Genomic DNA, 25363 nt, shown 5'->3' on the forward strand with positions numbered 1-25363 from the left:
GAATACATTTATTATTATAACAACATTCGTATTCAAACGAAACTAAACAACCAATCACCGATAAACTATCGGCAATTGGCTGTATAAAGGTGTTTTGATCCCTGTCTCAAAAACGGGGGTCAGTCCCATATAAAGGGGCTTTTTTGTTTTTCCTGATGGAGATTTCTCGCAGTAAAAATGATGAAACGGCTGTTTTGCGGGATTCATTAGCATGATCTGAACCGCTGAGGAATAGGATGATATAGAGGCTTTCTCATCAGTCTCACCATCTTTCAGTTTGATCTCATACACATGGGGCGGGAAGGGGTTCTTATTGAATGGGAAAAAGAAAAAATCGACTTAAAGCATGGCTGACAAGAACACTTGAAATCCCTCCAGACGTCATGATGGATCTTCCCCGTATTACGATGGTTGGCAGACTCCACATTTACATAGAGAACCATAAAGGGCTTTTGCTTTTCAGTGATCAAGAGGTAAGGCTGATGCTCAAACAAGGACAATGCATTATTTCAGGGAAAGATTTTGTGATTAAAACGATTTTGCCAGAAGAGATCTTATTAGAAGGGAAAATCGATGAGGTCCGTTATATTGATTCTTAACTGACGGAGGGGAGAAGTGTGAAGAATAAATGGTTCGCCTATTTTATTGGTAGAGTGGAAGTGGAGATCAAGGGAAACGGCATTGAGCGGCTCATCAATGAGTGCACGAGACAGGGGATCACAATGTTTCAAGTGAGCCGCCGTCAAGACAGCGTGCGCTTATTTATTCGCTTATCAGATGTACATGCCTTCAGAAAAGTACAAAGACATCATGAAGTGACATGTTCATTTCATCAAAAGAAGGGATTTCCGTTTCTTCTCCTATGGTCAAGGAAGAATATTGGGTTTACCCTTGGGATTGTGTGTTTTCTAGCGACGATATTGGCGCTTTCAAACATGGTGTGGAAAATTGATATTAAAGGAGCCAATCCAGAAACTGAACATCAGATGAGAAAGCATTTAGACGAGATTGGAGTGCAAAAAGGCCGTTTTCAGTTTCTAATGGGAACACCTGAGAAAATTCAAAAATCACTGACCGCCAATATTCAAAGCATTACATGGGTCGGCGTTGAACTAAACGGTACAACATTTCAAATGAAAGTTGTGGAAAAAAATGAGCCGGAAGAAGAGAAATATACGAGTCCTCAGCACATCGTTGCCAAGAAGAAGGCTGTCATCACGAGAATGTATGTGGAAAAAGGGGAGCCGCTTGCCGCGGTTGACGAACATGTGAAGAAAGGGCAGATGCTCGTCTCTGGTCTCATCGGCAGCGAAGACCAGCAAAAAACGGTGGGTGCTAGAGCGAAAATTTATGGTGAAACGTGGTACCGTTCTGAAGTTTCTGTCCCTCTTCGAACATCTTTTGATGTCTTTACGGGTAAAATGAAGACAAAGCACAAGCTCTCCGCATTTGGAGGTTCAATGCCATTTTGGGGCATTTCCTTTAAAAAGGATGATTTTAAGCAGCCAAAAACAGAAACAGAAGTTCACCCACTACATTTCTTAAACTTCCAGCTCCCATTTTCCTATGAAAAAGAAATGACACGCGAAAGTGAAAAAATAAATCGGACATACACAAATAAAGAAGCGGTTCAAGCAGGGATTAAAATGGGTAAAAAAGAATTAGAAGAGAAGCTAGGTCAAACAGGAGAGGTGAAAAGTGAAAAAGTTTTGCACGAGACAACAGGGAATGGTAAAGTTAAGTTAATCATCCTTTACCAAGTAATAGAAGATATTGTTCAACCAACACCTATTGTTCAGGGAGACTAGAGAATGACAGAACATTTACTTGAAATTCAACAAAAATTAGATAGCCCAAACGAAGCGATTGCTTTATTTGGAAATCAAGATGCTTATCTGAAACTGATGGAAAACGAGCTGAATGTCTCCATTATTACGCGCGGAGAAAAAGTGTATGTTTCTGGTCAGGAAGCATCAAGAGATACAGCGAGCCGTCTGATTACATCTCTCTTACATCTCATCCGAAAAGGAATTGAGATTTCTGAACGGGATGTCGTCTATGCCATTAAAATGGCGCAAAAAGACAAGCTCAATTATTTTGAAAATATGTATGAAGATGAAATTACGAAAAATGCTAAAGGGAAGTCAATCAGGGTAAAAACCATTGGCCAGCGGGAATATGCTGCGGCGATGAAAAAAGATGATCTGGTCTTTGGAATTGGACCAGCTGGAACAGGGAAGACGTATTTGGCAGTCGTCAATGCGGTACATGCACTGAAAAATGGACATGTGAAACGGATTATCCTGACAAGACCAGCTGTTGAAGCAGGAGAGAGTCTTGGCTTTTTACCAGGTGATCTAAAGGAAAAAGTAGATCCTTATTTAAGACCACTATATGATGCCTTGCATGATGTGCTTGGCAGTGATCATACGGAACGTTTAATCGAGCGCGGCGTGATTGAAATAGCGCCTCTTGCCTACATGAGAGGGCGGACACTCGATGATGCATTTGTTATTTTAGATGAAGCGCAGAATACGACGCCTGCCCAAATGAAAATGTTTTTGACGAGACTTGGGTTTGGCTCTAAAATGGTCATTACAGGAGATATTACACAGATTGATCTGCCGAAGGGCATGCAGTCTGGCCTTGCAGCTGCAAAGGACATGCTTGCAGAGATCAAGGGCATTTCATTTATTGAGCTAGACCAGACAGATGTGGTCAGACACCCGCTTGTGGCGAAGATCATCGGAGCATACGAAAAGCAAAAATGAACTTAGTGACCCGATCGTCTTCATCGGGTCATTTTGTTTCGATCGTGGTTTAAAGTAAAAAAGGAGGTACTTTCCTTGAGAAAGAATCAGAAAGACAGTAAGCGCAAAAGACTGCTGTCTAAAAAAGAACCTCAGAAAATGGAGCGCTCACGTTATTTAAATGTTTTGCTATACGCTGGTTTAGCAGCCATTCTATTCGTGGTGCTCTTCTTCCATGTAAAGCCTGAATCGCTCGACTTAGATTTATTTTCAGTGAGCGAACAGACCATCTATTCTCCATCAACCGTCGATGATCAAGAAGCGACAGAAGAAAAGAAGCAAGAAGCAACAGATCAAGTAGAGGATCAATATACACTCAAAAAAGCGTATTCTGACAATCGTGTTGACCTCATCTCCTCCCTTTTTGAAGCCATTAAAGAAGAGAAGAAAGCAGCTGATGAAAAAGAGAATCCGCCATCAGATAAAGAAATGGTCAAGCGTGTCAAAGAAAAACTCACATCAGATATGCAGGAGGCTGTTTCAGACCAATCCATCAAAGCACTGCTTCAGGCAAGTGACGAAAATCTCTCTTTTACTAAGGATTCCATCATCACAGTGGTGAATTCACTGATGAGTAAAGAAATCACAGCAGCGAAATTACAAGATGAGAAAAAACAAGTGAAAACAGAGCTTGAAAATAATTCAATTCCATCAAAATACTTAAATGCAGCAAAAGAAATCGGTGAATTTGCGATCATTCCAAACTATGTATTTGATCCAGTGGCTACAGAGAAGAAAAGACAAGAAGCAGCTGATAATATTCAGCCGGTTCAGATTAAGCAAGGGCAAATTTTAGTCGAAGAAGGAGAACTTATCGACCGGGAAGTGTATCGTAAATTAGAACTGACAGGCCTCTTAAACAGCTCCAATTTGATTAAGCCTGTAAGCGGTCTTATGATATTGATTGGTCTGTTTTTAGCAGCGATTATTCATTCACTTGAAACGAGGAAAAAATCGCTTGTTCATAAGAATAAGTCGTTGCTGCTCTACTCGCTTATTTTCACCATTATTTTAGTCATCATGGAAGTATTCAGTCTCTTCCAGGAAACGAAGTATACGACAATAGGTTATGTGGTACCAGTGGCACTTGGCACGATGCTGATCAAGCTGCTTATCAATGAGCGGCTAGCGATCTTCTCTGGCCTTGTATTTGCTCTTTGCGGCAGTATGATGTTTAATCAAGGGGTAACCGGCGTCTTTAACTATGTGATCTGTGCTTATTACCTTGTGAACGGGATGGCGGGCATTTTATTTTTGAGAAAGCATAATGCACGTTCAAAAATATTGCAGGCAGGGCTTTGGGTCGCTTTGGTGAATGTCCTTGTGGTTCTATCCATTACGCTGATCCAAAACTCCTCACCATCAGGGCTTGAAATCGGTGTGAACCTCATGATGGCGTTTGTGTCAGGGTTTGCATCATCTATTTTGGTCATCGGGTTAATGCCTGTGTTTGAGAGTATGTTCGGCATCCTTTCAACAATGAAGCTGATTGAATTATCAAACCCAAATCATCCGCTGCTCAAAAAGATTTTAACAGAGACACCAGGTACATATCATCATAGTGTCATGGTGGCAAATTTAGCGGATGCTGCATGTGAAGCAGTTGGCGCAAACGGTCTTTTAGCAAGGGTCGGCGCTTATTATCATGACATTGGGAAAACGAAAAGACCGCAATACTTTATCGAAAACCAAATGAACATTGATAATCCGCATGACAAGCTTTCTCCTCAGCTAAGTAAAAATATCATTATTGCCCATACGACAGATGGAGCTGATATGCTGAGAGAAAAGAAGTTTCCTGAAGAGCTTGTCGATATTGCAGAACAGCATCACGGGAAGTCACTGTTAAAGTTCTTTTACTATAAGGCAAAAGAGCGTGATGATCAGGTGACAGAGGAAGAATTCCGTTATCCTGGTCCAAAACCGCAATCAAAAGAAGCGGCAATTATTTCTGTAGCGGACAGCGTTGAAGCGGCAGTACGATCGATGCATAATCCAAATCCAGAGCGAATCGAAAAGCTCGTCAAAGGCATTATTTCAGATAAAATGCAGGATGGGCAATTTAGTGAATGTGATCTGACATTTAAAGAATTAAATATTATTGGTCAAACGATTTGTACAACATTAAAGGGGATTTTTCATTCTCGGATTGAATATCCAGATGCCCCGAAGCAGAAGGTGAAGTAAATGACATTGTTAATCGATTTAATAGATGAAACAGGACAAGTATCAAAAGAGCAGCTTGAAGAAGTGGAAAAGCTTCTTCAGTTCGCTGCAGATGCCCTTGAGGTCAAAGATCAAGCGGAGGTATCAGTGACGATCGTCTCGAATGAAGAGATTCATCAAATCAATAAAGAATACCGCGGGAAAGACGCACCAACGGATGTCATCTCCTTTGCACTTGAGGAAGAAGGAGAAGGGGAAATTGAAATCATTGGTGCTGATGATATTCCGCCTGTACTCGGCGACATCATCATTAGTGTGGACCGTACGAAAGAGCAGGCAGAGGAATATGGACATTCCTTTATGAGAGAGCTTGGATTCCTCACCATTCATGGGTTCCTTCATTTGCTCGGGTTTGATCATATGACAGAAGAAGATGAAAAAGAAATGTTCGCCAAACAGACAAAGATCTTGGATGATTATGGCCTTTCAAGATCTTCGTAAGAAAAGAAGGCCGCTTGCCCGTTTTTTTCGGAGTTTTTATTATGCATTTAGAGGAATATGGCGAACTTTCTTGAATGAACGGAATTTTCGATTTCACACAGTCGCAGCCATCATCGTGGTGATCTGCGGCTTTTGGTTTCACATTGAACCATACGAATGGATGATCGTTTTGCTTTTATGCGGGGGGATGTTTGCGCTTGAACTTGTCAATACAGCCATTGAACATACAGTGGACCTGATGACAGAAGAGAAGCACCCTCTTGCAGAGAGAGCGAAGGACGCTGCAGCAGGCGCTGTTTGCGTTTACGCCGCGATTTCGGTTATGATTGGGGTGATCATCTTCTTACCGAAGATCATGCAATAGAACAATATTACTATTTATTAACATTTTTAGAAATGGGCGTGAAAATGTCACGTGAATTATGTAAAATATAAATGTGACAGTGGGTCCATTTCTTCTGAAAGTGGGAACTAGGAATGAACAAACAAGAGTTGATTTCAGAAGCAGTTAAAGCAAGAGATTTTGCATATGTACCCTATTCAAAATTCAAAGTCGGTGCAGCATTATTGTCGAATGATGGAAAAGTGTATGGCGGCTGCAACATTGAAAATGCAGCATATGGCATGTGTAATTGTGCGGAAAGAACAGCACTTTTTAAAGCCTATTCAGAAGGCATCACATCGTTTCAAATGCTAGCGGTAGTGGCTGATACAGACCGGCCTGTTTCGCCGTGCGGCGCATGCAGACAGGTCATTTCAGAGCTGTGTGCACCTGATATGCCAGTGATTCTAACGAACTTAAAAGGACATATATACGAAACAACAGTAAACGAACTATTGCCAGGCGCATTTTCACCGGAGGATTTAAATGACTAACGAAAGCTTCAAATCAGGATTTGTATCAATTATTGGAAGACCAAATGTAGGAAAATCAACCTTTCTTAATCGTGTGATTGGACAAAAGATCGCCATCATGAGTGATAAGCCCCAAACGACACGAAACAAAGTGCAAGGTGTCTTGACAACAAACACGTCACAAACGATCTTTATCGATACACCAGGGATTCATAAACCTAAGCATAAGCTTGGTGACTTTATGATGAGAGTGGCTACAAATACACTGAAGGAAGTCGACCTGATCTTGTTTATGATCAATGCACAGGAAGGCTATGGCAAGGGTGATGAATTCATCATTGAACGACTCAAGCAAACATCTACACCGGTATTCCTAGTTGTCAATAAAATCGACCAAATTCACCCAGATGAGCTGTTCCTTTTAATTGATGAATACCGCACACGTTATCCATTTAAGGAAATTGTGCCAATTTCAGCTCTTGAAGGAAACAACATTGACACGCTTCTTCAGCAGATTGAAGGTTATCTTCCTGAGGGCCCTCAATTTTATCCGGCAGATCAAGTAACAGATCATCCAGAGCGGTTTATTATTTCTGAATTAATTCGTGAAAAAGTGCTGCATTTAACGAGAGAAGAGATCCCGCACAGTATTGCAGTTGCGATCGAATCCATTAAGCCAGATGAAAATGGCAAGATCCATGTTGCGGCGACCATTGTCGTAGAACGTGATTCACAAAAAGGGATCGTCATTGGTAAACGAGGCAGCTTATTAAAAGAAGTGGGACAAAAAGCGCGCAGAGATATTGAAGCACTTCTTGGTTCAAAAGTGTATCTGGAGCTTTGGGTAAAGGTTCAGAAGGACTGGCGTAATAAATCCACTCACCTTCGTGACTTCGGATTTAGAGAAGACGAATATTAAAAAATCGCTGCTGTTGTCATAAAATCTGACAATGGTGCGGTTCGATTAGTAAAAATTGTTTATCATGAAATGGAGGTAGCTTGGTCAAGATAAAATTAATATGTTGGATGTAGCGTTGCTGCTTCTAATAAAGAAAGGTGGGGTTTTTATGTTGAATTTTACATGGAACGTATTTTCACAAACAGGAAGCGTTGACACGTATCTGCTTTTCAAAGAGTTAGAAAAGGAGAACCTGGAAAGACCCGATGTACTTGAAGAAGAGATAGCACGATTTGATTTTCCAATCTTATAATTCTTGACCCCCTCCAATGCTCGGAGTGTAGACAAATGCTCATTAAAAGTGAAGGAATCGTCCTTAGAACAACAGATTATGGCGAAACAAACAAAATTGTCACGCTGCTCACTAGAGAACATGGGAAAATTGGCGTGATGGCAAGAGGTGCAAAAAAATCAAACAGCCGCCTGTCAGCCATAAGCCAGCCGTTTTTATACGGAACCTTTCTGATCCAATCATCAACAGGACTTGGAACGCTCCAGCAAGGCGAAATGATTGAAAGTATGCGAACCATTCGGGAGGATTTATTTTTGACCGCATATGCCGCATATATGACAGAGTTACTCGATAAAGGCACAGAAGAAAAAAAGCCAAACCCTTATTTGTTTGAGCTCCTGCTTCAATCTCTGCGTCATCTGAATGAAGGCACAGATGCTGATATTATCTTATTTATCGTAGAGGTCAAAATGTTATCAGTAATGGGAATGAAGCCTGAACTTGATCAATGTGTCCATTGTGGTCAAAAAGAAGGGCAGTTTCATTTCTCTATTAGAGATAACGGCTTCATTTGCCAAAATTGCTTTTCTAAAGATCCGTATAAACTGCCCTTATCCCCAGCAGCTGCAAGGCTGCTCCGTTTATTTCATTATTTTGATTTATCAAGGCTCGGTCAGGTTGATGTGAAACCGCAGACGAAACAAGAAATTCGTCAAGTGCTCGATCACTACTATGAAGAGTATTCAGGCCTTTATTTGAAATCAAAAAAATTCATGAATCAGATGGAATCCATGAAAAAGCTAATGGGCGGGGAAAACAAAAGTTGACATCTCCCATGACTTTTTGTAAGATCATCTAAGATAAAATATGTTGCATTGACAGAAAGAAGTACTTACGCAGAATTCATTAAAAGCGACCTTAGGGCGGTGTGAGCTAAGGATGGAGGCGTAACGAAAGGCATTCTTGAGCAACGTAAAACAAAGCGGCTGGATGCTACGACACCAGCAAATAGGGTGGAACCGCGGGAAAAACTCTCGTCCCTATGTTTGCAAGGAGCCTTGCGAGCATAGAGACGGGAGTTTTTGTGTTCTTTTGCGGGGTTCTCATCCCCACCCGCCATATCATAGCGGATGGTGTAGAAAAGATGGAGGTGCGATCATTGAATATTCAAGACATGATTTTGACGCTGCAAAAGCATTGGTCAAATGAAGGCTGCGTATTAATGCAGGCGTATGACACAGAAAAAGGTGCCGGAACGATGAGTCCATACACGTTCCTGCGAAGCATTGGCCCAGAGCCGTGGAAAGTAGCATATGTAGAGCCTTCAAGACGCCCGGCTGATGGCAGATATGGAGAAAACCCAAATAGATTGTATCAGCATCATCAATTTCAAGTGATCATTAAGCCGTCACCTGACAATATTCAAGAACTGTATCTTGAATCATTGAAAGCACTTGGTATTGACCCGCTGAAACATGATATTCGTTTTGTGGAAGACAACTGGGAAAACCCATCTCTAGGCTGTGCAGGACTTGGCTGGGAAGTATGGCTTGATGGGATGGAAATTACACAATTCACGTATTTCCAGCAAGTCGGCGGCTTAGAATGTAAGCCTGTTTCCGTTGAAATCACATACGGTATTGAACGTCTTGCTTCCTACATCCAGGACAAAGAAAATGTCTTCGATCTTGAATGGACAGACGGATTTACGGTCAGAGATTTATTCTTAATGGCTGAATATGAGCACTCTGTTTATACATTTGAAACATCTAATACTGACATGCTGTTTGAGTTATTTACGACCTATGAGAAGGAAGCGCATAGCCAAATGGACAAAGGGCTTGTTCACCCAGCATACGATTATGTGCTCAAATGCTCTCATACGTTTAACCTGCTCGATGCAAAAGGCGCGATTTCTGTTACCGAGCGAACTGGCTATATCGGAAGAGTGCGCCAGTTAGCCAGAAAAGTAGCCAAAACATATTATGAAGAACGAGAAAAATTGGGATTCCCTATGCTAAAAGAGGAGGCGGCTTCTCATGAATAAACAAGATGTATTACTCGAAATTGGCTTAGAAGAGATGCCGGCTCGTTTCATGCCGGAAAGCACAAAGCAGCTAGGTGAGAAAGTAAAAGCATGGTTTGAAACGCAAAATATTTCATTTGAAGATGTTGCTTTATTCAACTCACCAAGACGTCTTGCTGTACTCGTGAAAGGTGTCGCAGAAAAACAAGAAGACATCAAAGAAGAAGCAAAAGGCCCAGCTAAAAAGATTGCGAAAGATGCTGAAGGCAATTGGACAAAAGCAGCAGAAGGCTTTGCCCGCGGACAAGGTGCCTCAACAGCTGATCTCTATTTTAAAGAGATCAAAGGAGTGGACTACGTTCATGTCCAAAAGTTTCAAGAAGGAAAGCAAGTCAAAGACCTTCTGCCAGCGTTAGGTGAGATCGCCGCCTCATTAAGTTTTCCAAAGAACATGAGATGGGGAAGTAAAGATTTACGCTATATCCGTCCGATTAAATGGATTGTTTGTTTATTTGGAGAGGAGATTGTACCTGTTGAAATTGCTGGGGTGAAAAGCGGCCGTGAGACAAGAGGACACCGTTTCCTTGGTAGGGCAGCCACCATCGACTCGCCTGCTTCTTATGAGCAAACATTGCGCGATCAATTTGTCATTGCAGATTCAGATAAAAGAAAACAATCCATTACTAAGCAGCTAAATGCTCTATCTTCAGAAAAAGGCTGGGTCATTCCTGTTGATCCTGAGCTTCTAGAAGAAGTCAACGATCTTGTAGAATATCCAACGGTGCTTTCTGGTTCCTTTGAAGAAGAATTCCTTGCATTGCCGGAAGAAGTATTAGTGACCACAATGAAAGAGCATCAGCGCTACTTCCCTGTGAAAAATGAGCAAGGGGAATTATTGCCGCACTTTATTACGGTCAGAAATGGAAACAGTGAGGCGCTTGAAAATGTCGCAAGAGGGAACGAAAAAGTACTTCGTGCACGTTTATCAGATGCTGCATTCTTCTATAAAGAAGACGAAAAACTAGTCATTGATGACAATATTAAGAAGCTTGATAAAGTTGTATTCCATGAGAAACTTGGCACAATTGGCGACAAGCTAAAGAGAGTGACAGACATTGCGACCCGTCTAGCAGCGCATGTCGGTGCAGATGACGAAACGACAAAACGAGTGGCAAGAGCAGCAAGTATTTCGAAGTTTGATCTTGTGACTCAAATGGTCTATGAATTCCCAGAATTACAAGGAATCATGGGCGAGAAATATGCAAAAGCACTTGGCGAACATGAAGAAGTGGCAAAGAGCATCAACGAGCACTATATGCCGCGCTTTGCCGGTGATGAGGCGCCCTCCACTTTGATTGGTGCGATTGTGGCAGTAGCAGATAAGCTGGATTCTATTTGTTCCTTCTTCTCAATTGATGTCATTCCAACAGGCTCTCAAGACCCTTATGGACTGAGAAGACAAGCGAGCGGTATCGTTCAAATCCTGCTCGATCGTCATTGGAATATTTCATTTAAAGAGCTTTTGGCACTTGCTCAAGTAGAAGCAGAACATGAAGCTGCTCTGATTGAATTTTTGACACACCGTTTAAAATATGTCCTCCAAGCAGAGCATATCCGTCATGATGTTGTGGATGCAGTGCTGGATGTTGAAAATATTGAACCTTATGCAGTCGTGAAAAAAGCAGCTGTTCTTGAAGAGAGCGTGAAACAAGAAAGCTTCAAAGAAACGGCAGAAGCATTAGGACGCGTCATTTCAATCAGTAAAAAAGGGGAAGATGCAGAGATTCAGCCTGAGCTGTTTGAAAATGAGCATGAGCAAAAGCTATATGAGGCGTATCAACAAGTAGAGACAGCTGTCAAGGAACATGTAGCAGCAGGGCAATACAGCGCAGCACTTGAGGCGCTAGATACGTTAAAAACACCGATTGTTCATTATTTCGATCACACAATGGTACATGCGGATGATGAAAAGCTGAAGCGAAATCGTTTGGCGCAAATGGTCAAACTAGCCAAAGTCATTCAATCATTTGCGAATATGAACAATTTAATTGTAAAATAAATACCTAAGAACGGTTGCCTTTTTCGAAGGGCAATCGTTTTTTACTCATTTAATTCACGGTTTTTGAGTGGATTTTTGTTTCATTCGGACAAAGATGCGCTATAATATGATGAGTTATGAAAATGATATACATAAAGTAAAGATTCGCTCTCTCTATTTAAAGGTGGTGAGTACAATCGAGTTAAATAAACGGCAAGAGCAGATTTTACAGATTGTCAAAGAGAATGGTCCGATCACTGGAGAGCATATCGCCGATCGGCTGAACTTAACTAGGGCGACCCTCAGACCGGATTTAGCCATATTAACGATGTCAGGCTTTTTAGAAGCAAGACCAAGGGTCGGCTACTTTTTCACAGGAAAAACAGGCACGCAGCTTCTAGCAGATAAGCTGAAAAAACTTCAAGTAAAAGATTTTCAATCCATTCCAGTGGTGATACATGAGAATGTTTCAGTTTATGATGCGATTTGTACGATGTTTTTAGAGGATGTGGGCACATTATTCGTTGTGGATGATCACTCTATTTTAACAGGCGTGTTGTCAAGGAAAGACCTCCTTCGCGCAAGTATTGGAAAACAGGAGCTTCCATCTATCCCTGTCCATATTATTATGACAAGAATGCCGAACATCACCGTTTGCCGCAAGGAAGATTTCATTATGGATGTGGCGAAGCACTTGATTGAAAAGCAGATAGATGCACTTCCTGTTATAAAAGATACGGATAAAGGCTTTGAAGTGGTCGGCAGAATTACGAAAACAAACATGACGAAAATACTTGTTAGCTTATCGGAGAATGAAATAATCTAATTACAGAAGACTGCGAGGGGATGTTATGAGTAATCGCGTAATTTTTGTGGTATCAGATTCAGTAGGAGAAACGGCAGAGCTCGTGGTCAAAGCGGCACTTAGCCAATTTGATGGCGGCTCATCAGACCATTCAAATATTAGAAGAATTCCGTATGTAGAGGATGTCGGTACGATTAAAGAAGTCATTTCACTGGCGAAAGCAGATAACGGAATCGTCTGCTTTACTCTTGTTGTGCCAGAAATGCGCCAATTCTTAATTGAAGAGGCAGAAGCAAACGGAGTCGTTTATTATGACATCATCGGACCACTCATCGATAAAATGGAGACTGCTTATGGAAATGAAGCGAAACATGAGCCGGGGCGTGTACGTCAATTAGATGAGGACTATTTTAAAAAGGTTGAAGCCATTGAGTTCGCAGTGAAGTATGATGACGGCAGAGACCCAAGAGGCATTCTAAAGGCTGATATTGTGCTCATCGGTGTATCACGCACATCTAAGACACCACTATCTCAATACTTGGCGCATAAACGGCTGAAGGTAGCGAACGTTCCAATTGTTCCTGAAGTAGATCCGCCAGAGGAGTTATTTTCAGTTGATCCAAAAAAATGCATCGGTCTAAAAATCAGTCCAGACAAACTAAATCATATTCGTAAAGAGCGTTTGAAATCTCTAGGTTTAAATGATCGCGCAATTTATGCGAACATTGAGCGGATTAAAGAAGAACTAGAGTATTTTGAAAAAGTGGTGGACCGCATTAACTGTCAAGTCGTTGATGTATCGAATAAAGCAGTTGAGGAAACGGCAAATGTCATTCATCAAATGCTGACCAAAAGAGGTTCCGAATAAACTCAGGATGCTCCTCCTGGGTTTTTCCTATGGTGGGAAACGGGTAAACAAAAACAATGGCATATTTGCTGCATTTGTATTATAATAAAAAATTGTGATAAAATGATTGATTTTAGGTTTAAGTTAAGTCAAGAACGAATAAACTAATATTGGCAGAAGTCAAGTGATTCTGAACATAACTTTTCGACAAAATGAGTTTTACTGTTGTTTGCTATATGGGGGGAAAGTATGGTCTTTTTGCTTCTCTAAAGCAGGAATAAGGTGGAGGGATGGAGAATTAGTCACCTGAATGAACATAAACAAGAGAGGACGATTTATGTCGATGCAGATGCTTGTCCTGTAAAAGACGAAATCCTTTCTGTCGCATCTCAATTTCAAGTACCTGTGACGTTCATTGCTTCATATGAGCATTTTCAAACCAAAAGATCTCCACTTGAAGATTGGCGGTTTGTAGATACACATAAGGAAGCAGCGGATTTAGTCATTGCGAACTCAGCTGCCGCGCATGATATTGTCGTCACCCAAGACATTGGTCTTGCCTCCTTACTGCTTCCAAGACAGGTCATTGTACTGTCTGAAAGAGGACGGATGTACACAAACGAAACAATTGATTTTGATTTGGAACGCAGACATGTTTCCAGTAAACAGCGAAGAAAAGGTGTATATGGAAAAGGTCCCAAAAAGCTTTTAGAAGAGGATAAAAAGCGATTTATTGCGCAGCTACAAAAAATCCTGTCGAATCATGAAGGATTTTTGAATTAAAAGGCGAATAATGTACGACGGAGTGTTATAGGATGAGCAAACGTATACCAGATGAACTTTTGGAGCAAATCCAAAAAAACGCAGACATTGTCGAAGTGATTGGAGAATACGTACAGCTTAGAAAGCAAGGTCGAAATTACTTCGGTCTTTGTCCATTCCATGGTGAAAATACTCCTTCATTCTCTGTTTCAGCAGATAAGCAAATCTTCCATTGTTTTGGCTGTGGTGCAGGAGGTAATGTATTTTCGTTCCTCAGACAAATGGAAGGCTACTCATTTATTGAAGCCGTTTCACATGTTGCTGATAAGTACCATATTGATTTGCCTGATCATGTAGCAAATGCTCAGGTCAGCTCCTCACAGCAAGAGGACACTGCAGATCATAAAATGATTGAAGCGCATGAGCTTCTTAAGAAATTTTACCACCATTTGCTGGTAAATACAAAGGAAGGTCAAAACGCACTCGATTATTTACGGGCGAGAGGCTTTACGGATGAAACAATTGCCAAGTTTGAGATCGGATATGCTCTTGACTCTTGGGATTTCGTGACCAAGTTTTTAGAAAAACGAGGGTTTGATCCTGTGATGATGGAGAAGGCTGGTCTTTTGATTCAACGTGAAAACGGAACAGGCTTTTTTGACCGCTTTAGGGATCGTGTGATGTTTCCCATTCATGATCATCATGGGACAGTCGTCGCTTTTTCCGGAAGATCGCTTGGTGATCAGCAGCCTAAGTATATGAATAGTCCTGAAACGCCACTTTTTCATAAAAGTAAGCTGCTTTATCACTTTCATGACGCGCGTATGCATATACGAAAACGCGAACGGGCGGTTCTTTTCGAAGGATTTGCTGACGTCATTTCAGCTGTCACATCAGGTGTCGGCGAAAGTGTTGCAACAATGGGTACGTCTCTAACAGAAGAGCACGTAAAACTTCTCAGACGTAACGTAGAAGAGATCATTCTTTGCTATGACTCTGACACGGCCGGTTATGAAGCCACCATGAAAGCATCAGATTTGCTTGGAAAAAGAGGATGTAAAGTTCGCGTTGCCATGATACCAGATGGACTTGATCCAGATGATTACATTCGTAAATATGGCGGCGAGAAATTTAGGAATGACATCATAGATGCAAGTGTGACATTAATGACTTTTAAGATGAACTTTTTCCGTAGAGGAAAGAATTTATCTGATGAAGGAGACCGGCTTACTTATATGAAGCAGGTACTCCGAGAAATTAGCCGGTTAAACGGTTCCTTGGAACAAGAGATTTACATGAAACAGATTGCTGGAGAGTTCTCGATCTCACTTGATTCATTAAAAGAACAACTGGAGCTGTTTGAAAAACAGCAGCGGCAAGAAGCCAAAAGCACACAGGAAGAAAGCGGGCTTGAAAAACGGCGTGCACATCTGTCAACACAGGTAAGAAGAAAGCGTCTGCGGCCAGCATATGAAAATGCAGAGCGAATGCTGCTTGCTCATATGTTAAAAAGTGATGACGTGATCCGAAAAGTACTTGACAGAGTAGGTATTGAATTTAATATAGATTCTCACAGGGCGCTGGCCACGTACATTTATGCTTTGTATGAAGAAGGCAAAGAACCAACGCCGCAGCATCTGATGAACCGTATAGAAGATGATATTATCAATCAGCTTCTGACGGATATATTCATGATTCAAGTTGGAGACGAACTAAGTGAAGCTGAATTAAGTGATTATGTAAAAAAAGTGTTGAATCATCGGAATTTGTCAATGATAAAGGAAAAAGAACTAGAACGTGCAGAAGCGGAGAGGCAAAAAGATTTCTTCAAAGCGGCAACACTTGCAAAAGAAATTATTCAGTTGAACCGTTCGCTGAAGTAATACGTCTAATATTTATGACAAGACTTACGGCTGGCAATGAATCCTTTACGGGAGGAGCATAAGACCGCAAGCATCTTGCCTTCATCATTATTTATTTTATTCCTATTTGCTCATCTGTTTGATAAAGAGAGAAAAGCAGAGCGAAAGCAAATCGCAAGTTACTTTAGAATTCGTTGCAAGCTTTGGAAGGAGGGATCCATAATGGCTGATAAACAAGCCCACGAAACCGAAACTGAATTAACCTTTGAACAGGTGAGAGATAAGCTCACTGAAACGGGTAAAAAACGGGGCGTTTTAACATACGAAGAAATTGCAGAGCGTATGTCTAGCTTTGAAATTGAATCAGACCAAATGGATGAATACTATGAATACTTAGGCGAACAGGGTGTAGAGCTCATCAGTGAAAACGAAGAGACAGAAGACCCAAATGTTCAGCAGCTGGCTAAAGCAGAAGAGGAATTTGACCTGAATGATTTAAGCGTACCACCAGGTGTCAAAATTAATGATCCTGTTCGTATGTATTTAAAAGAAATCGGACGCGTCAATTTGTTATCTGCTAAAGAAGAAATTACGTATGCTCAAAAGATCGAAGAAGGCGATGAGGAATCAAAAAGAAGATTAGCGGAAGCAAACCTTCGTCTCGTTGTCAGCATCGCGAAACGCTACGTCGGTCGTGGTATGCTGTTCCTTGACTTGATTCAAGAAGGAAACATGGGTCTTATGAAGGCAGTTGAGAAGTTTGATTACCGCAAAGGATACAAATTCTCAACATATGCAACCTGGTGGATTAGACAGGCGATCACGCGTGCGATTGCCGATCAGGCCAGAACAATCAGGATCCCGGTTCATATGGTGGAAACCATTAATAAATTGATCCGTGTTCAAAGACAGCTTCTGCAAGACCTAGGCAGAGAACCAACGCCAGAGGAAATTGCTGAAGACATGGATTTAACTCCAGAAAAGGTAAGAGAAATTCTTAAAATTGCGCAAGAGCCTGTATCTTTAGAAACACCTATTGGTGAAGAAGATGACTCGCATCTTGGTGATTTTATTGAAGACCAAGAGGCGACATCTCCATCTGACCATGCTGCATACGAATTGTTAAAAGAGCAGCTTGAAGATGTATTAGACACGCTAACGGACCGTGAAGAAAATGTACTGAGACTACGCTTCGGACTAGATGACGGAAGAACACGTACGTTAGAAGAGGTTGGAAAGGTGTTCGGCGTCACAAGAGAGCGTATCCGCCAAATTGAAGCGAAAGCTCTGCGTAAATTAAGACACCCAAGCAGAAGTAAACGATTAAAAGACTTCTTAGAGTAGAAACTGGACGGATCTTGAAAGAGATCCGTTCTTTCTTCATCAAAAATGAAAACGCTTTTTTCAATCTGATTATATTTTACTGAATAACAAATGAATTTGCAACGTTCTTAGAGAAAAGATGTATAAAAAATACATCAAAATGTGCTGAAGGCTTCATTTCTCATCTTGCATCATTTTTGTCTAATCTGTGAACTTGACCAAAGTTTTGTATCATAATTCGTTTACTTTTTGTAAAATTAAAGTAGAATTAGAATTGTTTGCATAGTCTCAAAGGGGTTTTCACAAAGGGGAGGATGAAAGAAATGAAACGGAATCCACTTATACCATTCTTATTGATTGCCATTTTAGGTATTGGACTCACTTTTTTCTTATCAATGAAGGGGTTGAAAGATGAAGACAAAATCGCCTCTGGAGGCGAGGAGCAAAAACAAGAAGAGACAGCGAATGCGACGCCGGAAGAATTGTATAAGCAAAACTGTCTGAGCTGTCACGGGGAAAACTATGAAGGCGGCGCAGGTCCTGCATTAAAAGGCGTTGGAGACAAGCTTGAAGTGGCAGACATCAAGAAGAAAATTCAAGAAGGCGGCAACGGGATGCCAGGCGGGCTGATCCCGAATGAAAAGCTCGATGAAATGTCGGAATGGGTATCCAAAATTAAATAATGTTACGCAAAAAGCTCTTTTTCATCAGAAGAGCTTTTTTCATTTGAAAACGACTTTTAAAAAGTCCATAATTTATATAAGATAGACAAGTATGAACATTAAAGAAAAGTAGTGATACGTATGAATGAAATGAATTTATCAAAACGATTAAAAAGAGTCGCAGACTTTTTACCGCATGAGGCCGTCTTTGCTGATATCGGCTCAGATCATGCCTATTTGCCATGCTATGCGATCCTGCATCAAAAAGCAGTAAAAGCCATTGCTGGTGAAATTACTGAGGGACCGCTTCAATCGGCGAAGCAGCAAGTACATAGACTTGAATTAGATGACCAGATCTCGGTCAGAAAAGGCAATGGCCTTGAAGTTATTGAAAAGGGCGAAGTGAATGCTATCACGATTGCAGGTATGGGCGGAGCACTCATCGCAAGCATTTTAAATGATGGCAAGCATAAGCTCGCAGGCCATGAGAGGCTCATTCTTCAGCCAAATATCCATGCTCACCACATTCGTTTATGGCTCTATCAAGAGGGGTATGAATTGATGGATGAAGTCATTTTAGAAGAGGATGGCAAAATATACGAAATCATGATCGCAGAAAAAGGCGACAAAGATAAAGCCTATGAAGGGATGTCGATTGAAACAGGCATGCTAGTTGGTCCGTTTCTTGCGAAAGAGCAAAACGACGTCTTCCGGCGCAAGTGGATGCAAGAGCTTCAGCATATGGAGAAAATAGAAAGTCAAATTCAGCAGGCAGCGCGGGCAGAAGAGAATAAGGAGCGCCTTGAAGAGCTGCATGTAAAAATAAAGATTCTAAAGGAGGTTTTGACTGTTGGCTAAAACAGTAAACGGACATGAAATCATCCAATTATTTGAACAATTTTCACCAAAGGCATATGCCGTAGAAGGTGACAAAATCGGTCTCCAGATTGGGACGTTAAATAAAAAGGTAAACAATGTCATGATCACCTTGGATGTATTAGAGAATGTGGTAGATGAGGCGATCGAAAGAAATGTGGATCTCATTATTGCTCACCATCCACCGATCTTCCGTCCGTTAAAACATGTAGCGACAGATCAGCCAGCTGGACGGATCATTGAGAAATGCATCAAACATGATATTGCGGTATATGTGGCACATACGAATTTAGATGTGGCTGATGGAGGAGTCAATGACTTGCTTGCGGAGGCTTTAGAGCTTGAAGAAACAAGTGTGTTAGTCCCGACATATGAAGATCAAATCAAACAGCTTGCCCTGTATGTCCCGCAGGAATTTGAAGAAGCCATCCGTACAGCTTTAGGAAATGCAGGCGCAGGCCATATTGGCAACTACAGCCATTGCGCGTTTTCAAATGAGGGGACAGGCAGCTTTTTGCCATCAGAAGATGCGGATCCGTTCATTGGTGAGAGCGGTCAATTGGAATTTGTCAAAGAAGTGCGGATTGAAACCATTTTCCCGGCAAGTATAGAAAAACAAGTGATTCGTGAAATGATCAAAGCACATCCTTATGAAGAAGTCGCTTATAGTGTACACACGACAGATCTTCCTCCTATTCAAAAAGGCCTTGGCCGTATAGGGGAGCTAAGAGAGCCTATGACCCTTGGAGATTTTACACGATTTGTGAAGACAAAGCTGGATGTAAATGGTGCTCGCTTTGTAGGTGATCAGGACGCTGTTGTGAAAAAAGTGGCTGTGCTTGGCGGAGACGGAAATAAATACATTCATCAAGCGAAAAGAATGGGTGCTGATGTGTATGTGACAGGGGATCTTTATTTCCATGTCGCCCATGATGCCATGATGCTCGGGCTGAACGTAGTGGACCCAGGGCATTATGCAGAAAAGATTATGAAAGAGGGCGTAAAGGCGAAGCTTCAATCGCTATGTTCAGATAAAAAGTATGATGTACAGCTCTTTGTTTCTGAATCGAACACAAATCCATTTCAATTTATGTAAACAAAAAAACGTCAGAGCTGCTATGCTCTGACGTTTTCTTTATTTCTTTGTTTTCACGCGCGGTAGTATTTTCGAAAGAGGAACCGACCGTTCAATCTTCCAAGTTGCTTCATCATCCGGCTCGTAGTTTTCTAAGAAACGTATGACTTCCTTTGTAATAGGTGTTGGTGTTGAAGCACCAGCAGTAACGGCAACGGTATTTACGCCTTGCAGCCACTCCAGCTTGAGCTCACTTAGGTCACCAATACGGTAAGCCTGCGTTCCAGCAATCTCCATGGACACTTGTGCCAGACGGTTGGAGTTATTACTTTTTGGATCGCCGACAACAATGGTAAGATCAGCTTGGCCAGCTTGCTCGGAAACAGCTTCCTGACGTACCTGTGTCGCAAGACAAATTTCTTGATGGTACTCGACATGAGGGTATTTCTCTTTAATCAGCTCCATTAGATCGTGAACATCCCACTGAGACATCGTCGTCTGATTGGTGATGAGCAGTTTATCTGATGTTAAATCGAGCGCCTCAATGTCGGCTTCTGTTTCGACAAGATGCACCTTGTCAGGAGCTACTCCGACAGCTCCCTCTGGCTCAGGATGACCCTTTTTCCCAATATAAATAATGTCATATCCATCGGCTGTTTTCTCTGAAATGAGTTCATGTGTTTTCGTTACATCGGGACAGGTTGCATCAATGGTGATAAGGCCTTTTTCTTCTGCAATTTGACGAACCTCAGGTGAAACGCCGTGAGCGGTGAAAATGACTGTTCCGCTTTCAACCTGCTTTAAAATGTCCATGCGGTTTGGTCCGTCCAGTGTGTAGATCCCATCTTCTTCGAAGGCATCTGTCACGTGCTTGTTGTGCACAATCATACCTAATATATAAATTGGGCGTGGCAAGTTTTTATCAAGTGCGGCATTTTTAGCAATGACCATTGCATCCACAACGCCATAGCAATAGCCACGCGGCGAAATTTTAATTACATTCATTTATTCGTCCTCCTGTAGGGAAGTGCTTCTAGAGAAGAACAATATAAAAAGCCGTAAAAAACGGCTTTTTATCATTCTCTAGCTTCCATTATAGCCAAAGTAAGCGCATATATCAAAGATTGTTATACGCAGTGAACACTTCGCCGTTAAAAGATCACTAGACATATAGTTTTGGAACAGAACTGCCAGGTCTTTTTTTCGGTTTTGCTTCAGGAGCAGATGATGTGTGAGGAGCTGCTTTTTTGACCAGGATGTCCTCTGGTTCTTTGTTTTCTTCTATTTCATCATCTCGTGCTGCTTCTTCTTGCGGCACTTCTGTTTCCTCGCCGATCTCTTTAGGTTCTTCATCTTCGCCTGTTTCATCATCCGCACTGCCGAGCTGACTGTACAGCTTAATCATCGCAGGCAGATTTCTTACTAAAGGACCGTATTGCTGAATCATTGGCGTAAATTGCTGCGCCATACCGAGCACTTTTTGTACATTTCCTAACATGCTTGAGAGGGTCGCAGGATTTGTGAAGCTCTGGATTCCTTGTAATCCCGCACCACCTCCAGAGACCCCTGCTCCCCCTGCGCCAGGAAGAAATTTAGCGAGCATGCCTTTCATTCCTGTGCCGCCGCCTAGTGCACGGCTTTCGCCTCCTGGCATTCCGCCCATTCCGCGTATACCGCCTCCCTGTACAGACGGGGAGCGAGGTATCATTTGCTGAAATTGATTGCCTTGCCCTTGAAAAGGCTGTTCGATAGGAGGCTGCTGCCCTCTTTGAAAAATCCCGGGTTGTCCGCCATTTCCAAGATGCCGGCGTGAGGGACGGTGCGGCTGAAAATCGCCCATAGGCTTTTGCCCTAACATACTTGTACCTCCCTTACTGCATTCTCTTTCTCTTCATAGGTTATGCAAGGAAGCATCAATTGGTTTCCTGTAAGAAAAGCGGACATGGTTTTTTTGCTGAAAATCAGCTATAATGAGGAGATGAGCAAAAAGGCATTGCCTTAAGGAGTGAAAACATGAACGAAACAAAATTTACGACATATGAATTAAAGCCTTTTATTATAGATGCTATTCATGAACTGGGCTTTTATGAGCCAACTGATATTCAAAAAAGAATCATCCCTGCTGTGTTAAAAGGAGAAAGCGTGATTGGTCAATCACAAACAGGAACAGGAAAAACTCACGCGTACTTATTGCCGCTTATTCATTCAATTGATCCAAGCAAAGAGCAAGTACAAGTTGTGATTACTGCACCTACAAGAGAATTAGCCAATCAAATTTTCAAAGAAGCCCAAACGATTTTAAAGAATGCCTCTCCAGAAGAAGAGATGAAAGCAAAGCTTTACATTGGCGGAACGGACAAGCAGAAATCCATTCAAAAGCTAAAAACCCAGCCGCATTTGGTCGTCGGTACACCTGGACGTATTGCTGACCTCATTCATGAGCAGGCGCTGAATGTTTACAAAGCGACATCTCTTGTCATTGATGAAGCGGATTTAATGCTGGATATGGGATTTTTAGAAGATGTGGACCGTATTGGTTCACAAATGCCAGAACAGCTGCAAATGCTTGTGTTCTCAGCAACTATTCCAGAAAAACTAAAGCCGTTCCTGAAAAAATATATGGACAATCCAAAATATGCCCATGTTGAACCAAAACGAATTACAGCTGAAAACATTCAGCATATTTTAGTCCCATCTAAACAGCGTGACAAGCTAAAATTGCTTCATGAAATGGTGACGAATGTACAGCCTTATTTAGGCATCATTTTTGCCAATACAAAAACAACCGTTGATGAAATCGCATCATTCCTACAAGAAAAAGGAATGAAAGTTGGAGTGCTTCATGGCGGATTAACGCCGCGCGAACGTAAAAAAGTAATGAAACAAATTGATGATTTAGAGTTCACTTATATTGTGGCATCTGATCTTGCAGCCCGCGGAATTGATATTAAAGGCGTCAGCCACGTGATCAACTATGAACTTCCATCTGATCTTGATTTTTATGTTCACCGTGTTGGTAGAACAGCTCGAGCTGGTTCATCTGGAATTGCGATGACTATTTATGAGCTTGCTGATGAGGATGCACTCATTCAAATCGAGAAAATGGGCGTTGTGTTTGAAAACAAAACCATTGTTCATGGCGAATGGCGAGATGCAGATGACCGCTTGAAGCGTCAAAGACGTAAAAAAGCACCTAATGAAATTGAAGAAAAAGCAAAGCGTCTTGTGAGAAAACCGAAAGCCGTCAAACCTGGATATAAAAAGAAAATGACACGTGAGATGGACAAAATCAAGAGACAGGAACGTAGAAAGTCAAAGCGTAATGGAAAGTAGGGGGAAACATTGTTGAAGATTGGTTCACATGTATCCATGAGCGGAAAACATATGCTTCTTGCAGCGAGTCAAGAAGCTGCCTCTTATGGTTCGAATACGTTTATGATTTATACAGGTGCACCGCAAAATACGCGCCGCAAAAAAATTGAAGACCTCAATATTGAAGTTGGACAAGCGCATATGAAAGAGCATGGTATGACAGATATCGTCGTACATGCACCGTATATTATTAATATTGGGAACACCGTCAATCCAGCGACATTTGAGCTTGGCGTGGACTTCCTTCGCTCTGAGATTGAACGTACAGAAGCGCTAGGTGCAGGGCAGATTGTTCTCCACCCAGGTGCACATGTCGGAGCAGGACCAGAAGCAGGAATCCAAAAAATCATTGAAGGTTTAAACGAAGTCATCGTAAAAGGGCAAAAGGTTCAAATTGCACTTGAAACAATGGCAGGCAAAGGATCAGAGTGCGGAAGAAGCTTTGAAGAGCTTGCCCAAATTATCGACGGAGTGACACATAACGAAGCACTTTCTGTCTGCTTTGATACGTGTCACACACACGATGCTGGTTACCCGATTGTGACTGACTTTGATGGGGTGTTAGAAGAATTTGATCGAATCGTCGGTATTGACCGAATCAAGGTTCTTCATATTAATGACAGTAAAAACGTACAAGGCGCAAGAAAAGACCGACATGAAAATATCGGCTTTGGTGAAATTGGCTTCGATGCACTGAACTATATTGTGCATCACCCGCAGCTTCAAGATGTGCCCAAAATCTTAGAAACGCCTTATGTAGGTGAAGATAAAAAGAACAAAAAACCACCTTACAAATTCGAAATTGCGATGCTGAAAGAAAAGCAATTTGACGAAGGCTTACTAGATAAAATTAAGGGTCAGTAAAAAAGCATACAACATCATGAGGTGCCGCTAAATGCGGCCCTTTTTTGCTTAACTTGTAAACTGATTAAACAGATCATTGACAGTCTGAGCTGTCTGTTTAGAAGTAATCGCTTCCACTTGCTTAAGAAGCCGGTTACGCTCTGCATCATTAAAAATATTGACGTTTTTCCCATTCATGAGTTTGGCCACCTCGGCAGCTTGGTTTGACGTTAAACTGACACCATACTGTTTCGCATACCTTAACAGATCATTTGCTGTGATCTGATTAAGCCGCTGCAGGACAATTTTTTGAATTAAAATCAATTCCATTCCTCCCCTCTGTAACAATGTATGGGCGAAAACGGAAAATGTGCAAAAAATTTTATTTTACCCTGTGAAATGATAAAATAGTAAAGTGAATAAAATGATTATTGAAAATTTAACATGTGTAGAAGGGAGAACGTATGGCAAATAGTAAACAGCATAGAAAGGAATCAGTGCCTCATTTTATTTTGAGAATTTTCCTGATTCTAGTAGGATCTGCATGCGCAGCAGTCAGCATTGAATTATTTTTAGTGCCAAACAATATTATTGATGGAGGCATCATCGGCATTTCGCTTATTTTGGATTATCTCTTTACAGATAACCCATTCATCAATTTTGCGACGATTGTTGTCATTTTAAATATTCCATTTATGATATCAGGATACAAACATATTGGGAAAACGTTTCTCATTTCCACTGTGATTGGGATTGTCAGCTTAGCCGTGATTGAATCTTCACTCCATCATGTAGAGGCATTTACAAATCAGCCGATCTTAGCCACTGTATTTGGCGGGCTATTACTTGGTTTTGGTGTTGGACTTGTCATCCGTAATGGAGGCTCAATGGATGGAACAGAGATCTTAGGAATTCTTCTGACGAAAAAAATTCCTTTCTCCGTCGGTGAGTTTGTCATGATCGTCAATGTGTTCATTTTTATTTGGGCAGGCTTTGTCTTCGGACCAGAGCAGGCTATGTATTCTGTCATGACATATTATTTGGCAATGAAAACAATTGATGCTGTCATTCAAGGGCTTGATGAAACAAAAGCTGTCATTATCGTGTCAGATTATTATGATGAAATTTCAGATGCGATTCTTCATCGACTTGGCAGGGGAACGACAAAGCTGAGAGGGAAAGGCGGTTATACAGATGAAGAAAAGGATGTCATCTACGCCGTTGTCACAAGACTTGAAATTACAAAGCTAAAATCCATTGTATTTGAAATTGATGGTCAAGCATTTATTACGATTATGGATACGCATGAAACAAAAGGCGGTAAGTTCAAAACAGCCATTCATTAGCTTT

At 41.5% G+C, this 25363-nt stretch carries 27 protein-coding genes; 24 read left to right on the forward strand and 3 right to left on the reverse strand.

What is annotated here, in order from left to right:
• From C6Y02_RS19165 to C6Y02_RS07310, 21 genes are all read left to right on the forward strand, one after another.
• A partial coding sequence (locus tag C6Y02_RS19165; protein WP_133257282.1) for an IS3 family transposase occupies positions 1-87 on the forward strand: 87 nt, incomplete at its 5' end.
• Positions 88-317: 230 nt separating this feature from the next.
• Positions 318-599 carry a sporulation protein YqfC gene (gene yqfC / locus C6Y02_RS07215; protein ID WP_012010618.1) on the forward strand — a complete coding sequence of 94 codons (282 nt, stop codon included), beginning with the start codon at positions 318-320 and terminating at the stop codon, positions 597-599.
• Between the two features lie 18 nt (positions 600-617).
• Entirely contained in the window at positions 618-1808 is a 1191-nt protein-coding gene (gene yqfD / locus C6Y02_RS07220) for a sporulation protein YqfD (RefSeq protein WP_106030980.1), read from the forward strand.
• Positions 1809-1811: 3 nt separating this feature from the next.
• Positions 1812-2771 (forward strand): PhoH family protein, encoded by a 960-nt coding sequence (locus C6Y02_RS07225; protein WP_034661351.1) that lies wholly within the window; start codon positions 1812-1814, stop codon positions 2769-2771.
• Between the two features lie 114 nt (positions 2772-2885).
• A complete protein-coding gene (locus C6Y02_RS07230) occupies positions 2886-4997 on the forward strand; it encodes an HD family phosphohydrolase (protein ID WP_370876313.1) in 2112 nt (703 codons plus the stop codon).
• Positions 4998-5477 (forward strand): rRNA maturation RNase YbeY, encoded by a 480-nt coding sequence (gene ybeY / locus C6Y02_RS07235; protein WP_012010615.1) that lies wholly within the window; start codon positions 4998-5000, stop codon positions 5475-5477. It begins immediately after the preceding gene.
• A complete protein-coding gene (locus tag C6Y02_RS07240) occupies positions 5455-5841 on the forward strand; it encodes a diacylglycerol kinase family protein (protein WP_106030981.1) in 387 nt (128 codons plus the stop codon). Before ybeY ends, C6Y02_RS07240 begins: the two co-directional genes overlap by 23 nt.
• 113 nt (positions 5842-5954) lie before the next feature.
• On the forward strand, positions 5955-6353 hold the full coding sequence (locus C6Y02_RS07245) for a cytidine deaminase (protein ID WP_034661347.1): 399 nt from the start codon (positions 5955-5957) through the stop codon (positions 6351-6353).
• The gene (gene era, locus C6Y02_RS07250) at positions 6346-7251 is read left to right on the forward strand and encodes a GTPase Era (protein ID WP_060596663.1); all 906 of its coding nucleotides are present in this window, start codon (positions 6346-6348) and stop codon (positions 7249-7251) included. Before C6Y02_RS07245 ends, era begins: the two co-directional genes overlap by 8 nt.
• Before the next feature lie 148 nt (positions 7252-7399).
• Positions 7400-7543 carry a YqzL family protein gene (locus tag C6Y02_RS07255; RefSeq protein WP_003217288.1) on the forward strand — a complete coding sequence of 48 codons (144 nt, stop codon included), beginning with the start codon at positions 7400-7402 and terminating at the stop codon, positions 7541-7543.
• Positions 7544-7578: 35 nt separating this feature from the next.
• Complete coding sequence (recO, locus tag C6Y02_RS07260) at positions 7579-8349, forward strand: DNA repair protein RecO (RefSeq protein ID WP_034661344.1); 771 nt, start codon at positions 7579-7581, stop codon at positions 8347-8349.
• A 332-nt stretch (positions 8350-8681) separates the two neighbouring features.
• A complete protein-coding gene (glyQ, locus tag C6Y02_RS07265) occupies positions 8682-9569 on the forward strand; it encodes a glycine--tRNA ligase subunit alpha (protein WP_012010611.1) in 888 nt (295 codons plus the stop codon).
• Positions 9562-11607: a glycine--tRNA ligase subunit beta gene (gene glyS / locus C6Y02_RS07270; RefSeq protein WP_106030982.1), complete on the forward strand. Its 2046-nt coding sequence runs from the start codon at positions 9562-9564 to the stop codon at positions 11605-11607. Before glyQ ends, glyS begins: the two co-directional genes overlap by 8 nt.
• 166 nt (positions 11608-11773) lie before the next feature.
• Positions 11774-12412 (forward strand): transcriptional regulator CcpN, encoded by a 639-nt coding sequence (gene ccpN / locus C6Y02_RS07275; protein WP_024423017.1) that lies wholly within the window; start codon positions 11774-11776, stop codon positions 12410-12412.
• Between the two features lie 25 nt (positions 12413-12437).
• Entirely contained in the window at positions 12438-13259 is an 822-nt protein-coding gene (locus C6Y02_RS07280) for a pyruvate, water dikinase regulatory protein (protein WP_008342399.1), read from the forward strand.
• A gap of 261 nt (positions 13260-13520) precedes the next feature.
• The gene (locus tag C6Y02_RS07285; RefSeq protein WP_060596665.1) at positions 13521-14021 is read left to right on the forward strand and encodes a YaiI/YqxD family protein; all 501 of its coding nucleotides are present in this window, start codon (positions 13521-13523) and stop codon (positions 14019-14021) included.
• 32 nt (positions 14022-14053) lie between these two features.
• Positions 14054-15883 (forward strand): DNA primase, encoded by a 1830-nt coding sequence (gene dnaG / locus C6Y02_RS07290; RefSeq protein WP_106030983.1) that lies wholly within the window; start codon positions 14054-14056, stop codon positions 15881-15883.
• A 201-nt stretch (positions 15884-16084) separates the two neighbouring features.
• The gene (rpoD, locus tag C6Y02_RS07295; RefSeq protein ID WP_008342392.1) at positions 16085-17206 is read left to right on the forward strand and encodes an RNA polymerase sigma factor RpoD; all 1122 of its coding nucleotides are present in this window, start codon (positions 16085-16087) and stop codon (positions 17204-17206) included.
• 302 nt (positions 17207-17508) lie between these two features.
• Positions 17509-17868, forward strand: coding sequence for a cytochrome c550 (cccA, locus tag C6Y02_RS07300; RefSeq protein WP_003217503.1), 360 nt, complete (start codon positions 17509-17511; stop codon positions 17866-17868).
• A 120-nt stretch (positions 17869-17988) separates the two neighbouring features.
• The gene (locus C6Y02_RS07305) at positions 17989-18705 is read left to right on the forward strand and encodes a tRNA (adenine(22)-N(1))-methyltransferase (protein ID WP_106030984.1); all 717 of its coding nucleotides are present in this window, start codon (positions 17989-17991) and stop codon (positions 18703-18705) included.
• The gene (locus tag C6Y02_RS07310; RefSeq protein WP_060596667.1) at positions 18698-19819 is read left to right on the forward strand and encodes a Nif3-like dinuclear metal center hexameric protein; all 1122 of its coding nucleotides are present in this window, start codon (positions 18698-18700) and stop codon (positions 19817-19819) included. Before C6Y02_RS07305 ends, C6Y02_RS07310 begins: the two co-directional genes overlap by 8 nt.
• Before the next feature lie 39 nt (positions 19820-19858).
• Here the strand turns inward: C6Y02_RS07310 and C6Y02_RS07315 are convergent, their stop codons facing one another.
• Positions 19859-20803, reverse strand: a complete 945-nt coding sequence (locus C6Y02_RS07315; RefSeq protein ID WP_034661333.1) for a 4-hydroxy-3-methylbut-2-enyl diphosphate reductase — start codon at positions 20801-20803, stop codon at positions 19859-19861.
• Positions 20804-20960: 157 nt separating this feature from the next.
• A complete protein-coding gene (gene vrrA, locus C6Y02_RS07320; RefSeq protein ID WP_066030649.1) occupies positions 20961-21656 on the reverse strand; it encodes a VrrA/YqfQ family protein in 696 nt (231 codons plus the stop codon).
• 155 nt (positions 21657-21811) lie between these two features.
• Here vrrA and C6Y02_RS07325 point away from each other — a divergent pair, with 155 nt between their 5' ends.
• Complete coding sequence (locus tag C6Y02_RS07325; RefSeq protein WP_060596668.1) at positions 21812-23131, forward strand: DEAD/DEAH box helicase; 1320 nt, start codon at positions 21812-21814, stop codon at positions 23129-23131.
• A gap of 9 nt (positions 23132-23140) precedes the next feature.
• Positions 23141-24034: a deoxyribonuclease IV gene (locus C6Y02_RS07330; protein ID WP_106030985.1), complete on the forward strand. Its 894-nt coding sequence runs from the start codon at positions 23141-23143 to the stop codon at positions 24032-24034.
• Positions 24035-24082: 48 nt separating this feature from the next.
• Here C6Y02_RS07330 and C6Y02_RS07335 read toward each other — a convergent pair whose 3' ends face one another.
• Positions 24083-24337, reverse strand: a complete 255-nt coding sequence (locus C6Y02_RS07335) for a DUF2624 domain-containing protein (protein WP_060596669.1) — start codon at positions 24335-24337, stop codon at positions 24083-24085.
• 140 nt (positions 24338-24477) lie between these two features.
• Between C6Y02_RS07335 and C6Y02_RS07340 the strand changes: the two genes are divergently transcribed.
• Positions 24478-25359, forward strand: a complete 882-nt coding sequence (locus C6Y02_RS07340; RefSeq protein WP_106030986.1) for a YitT family protein — start codon at positions 24478-24480, stop codon at positions 25357-25359.
• The last annotated feature ends 4 nt before the right edge of the window (positions 25360-25363 follow it).

This window comes from Bacillus sp. NMCC4 (assembly GCF_002998555.1).
GTDB lineage: Bacteria > Bacillota > Bacilli > Bacillales > Bacillaceae > Bacillus.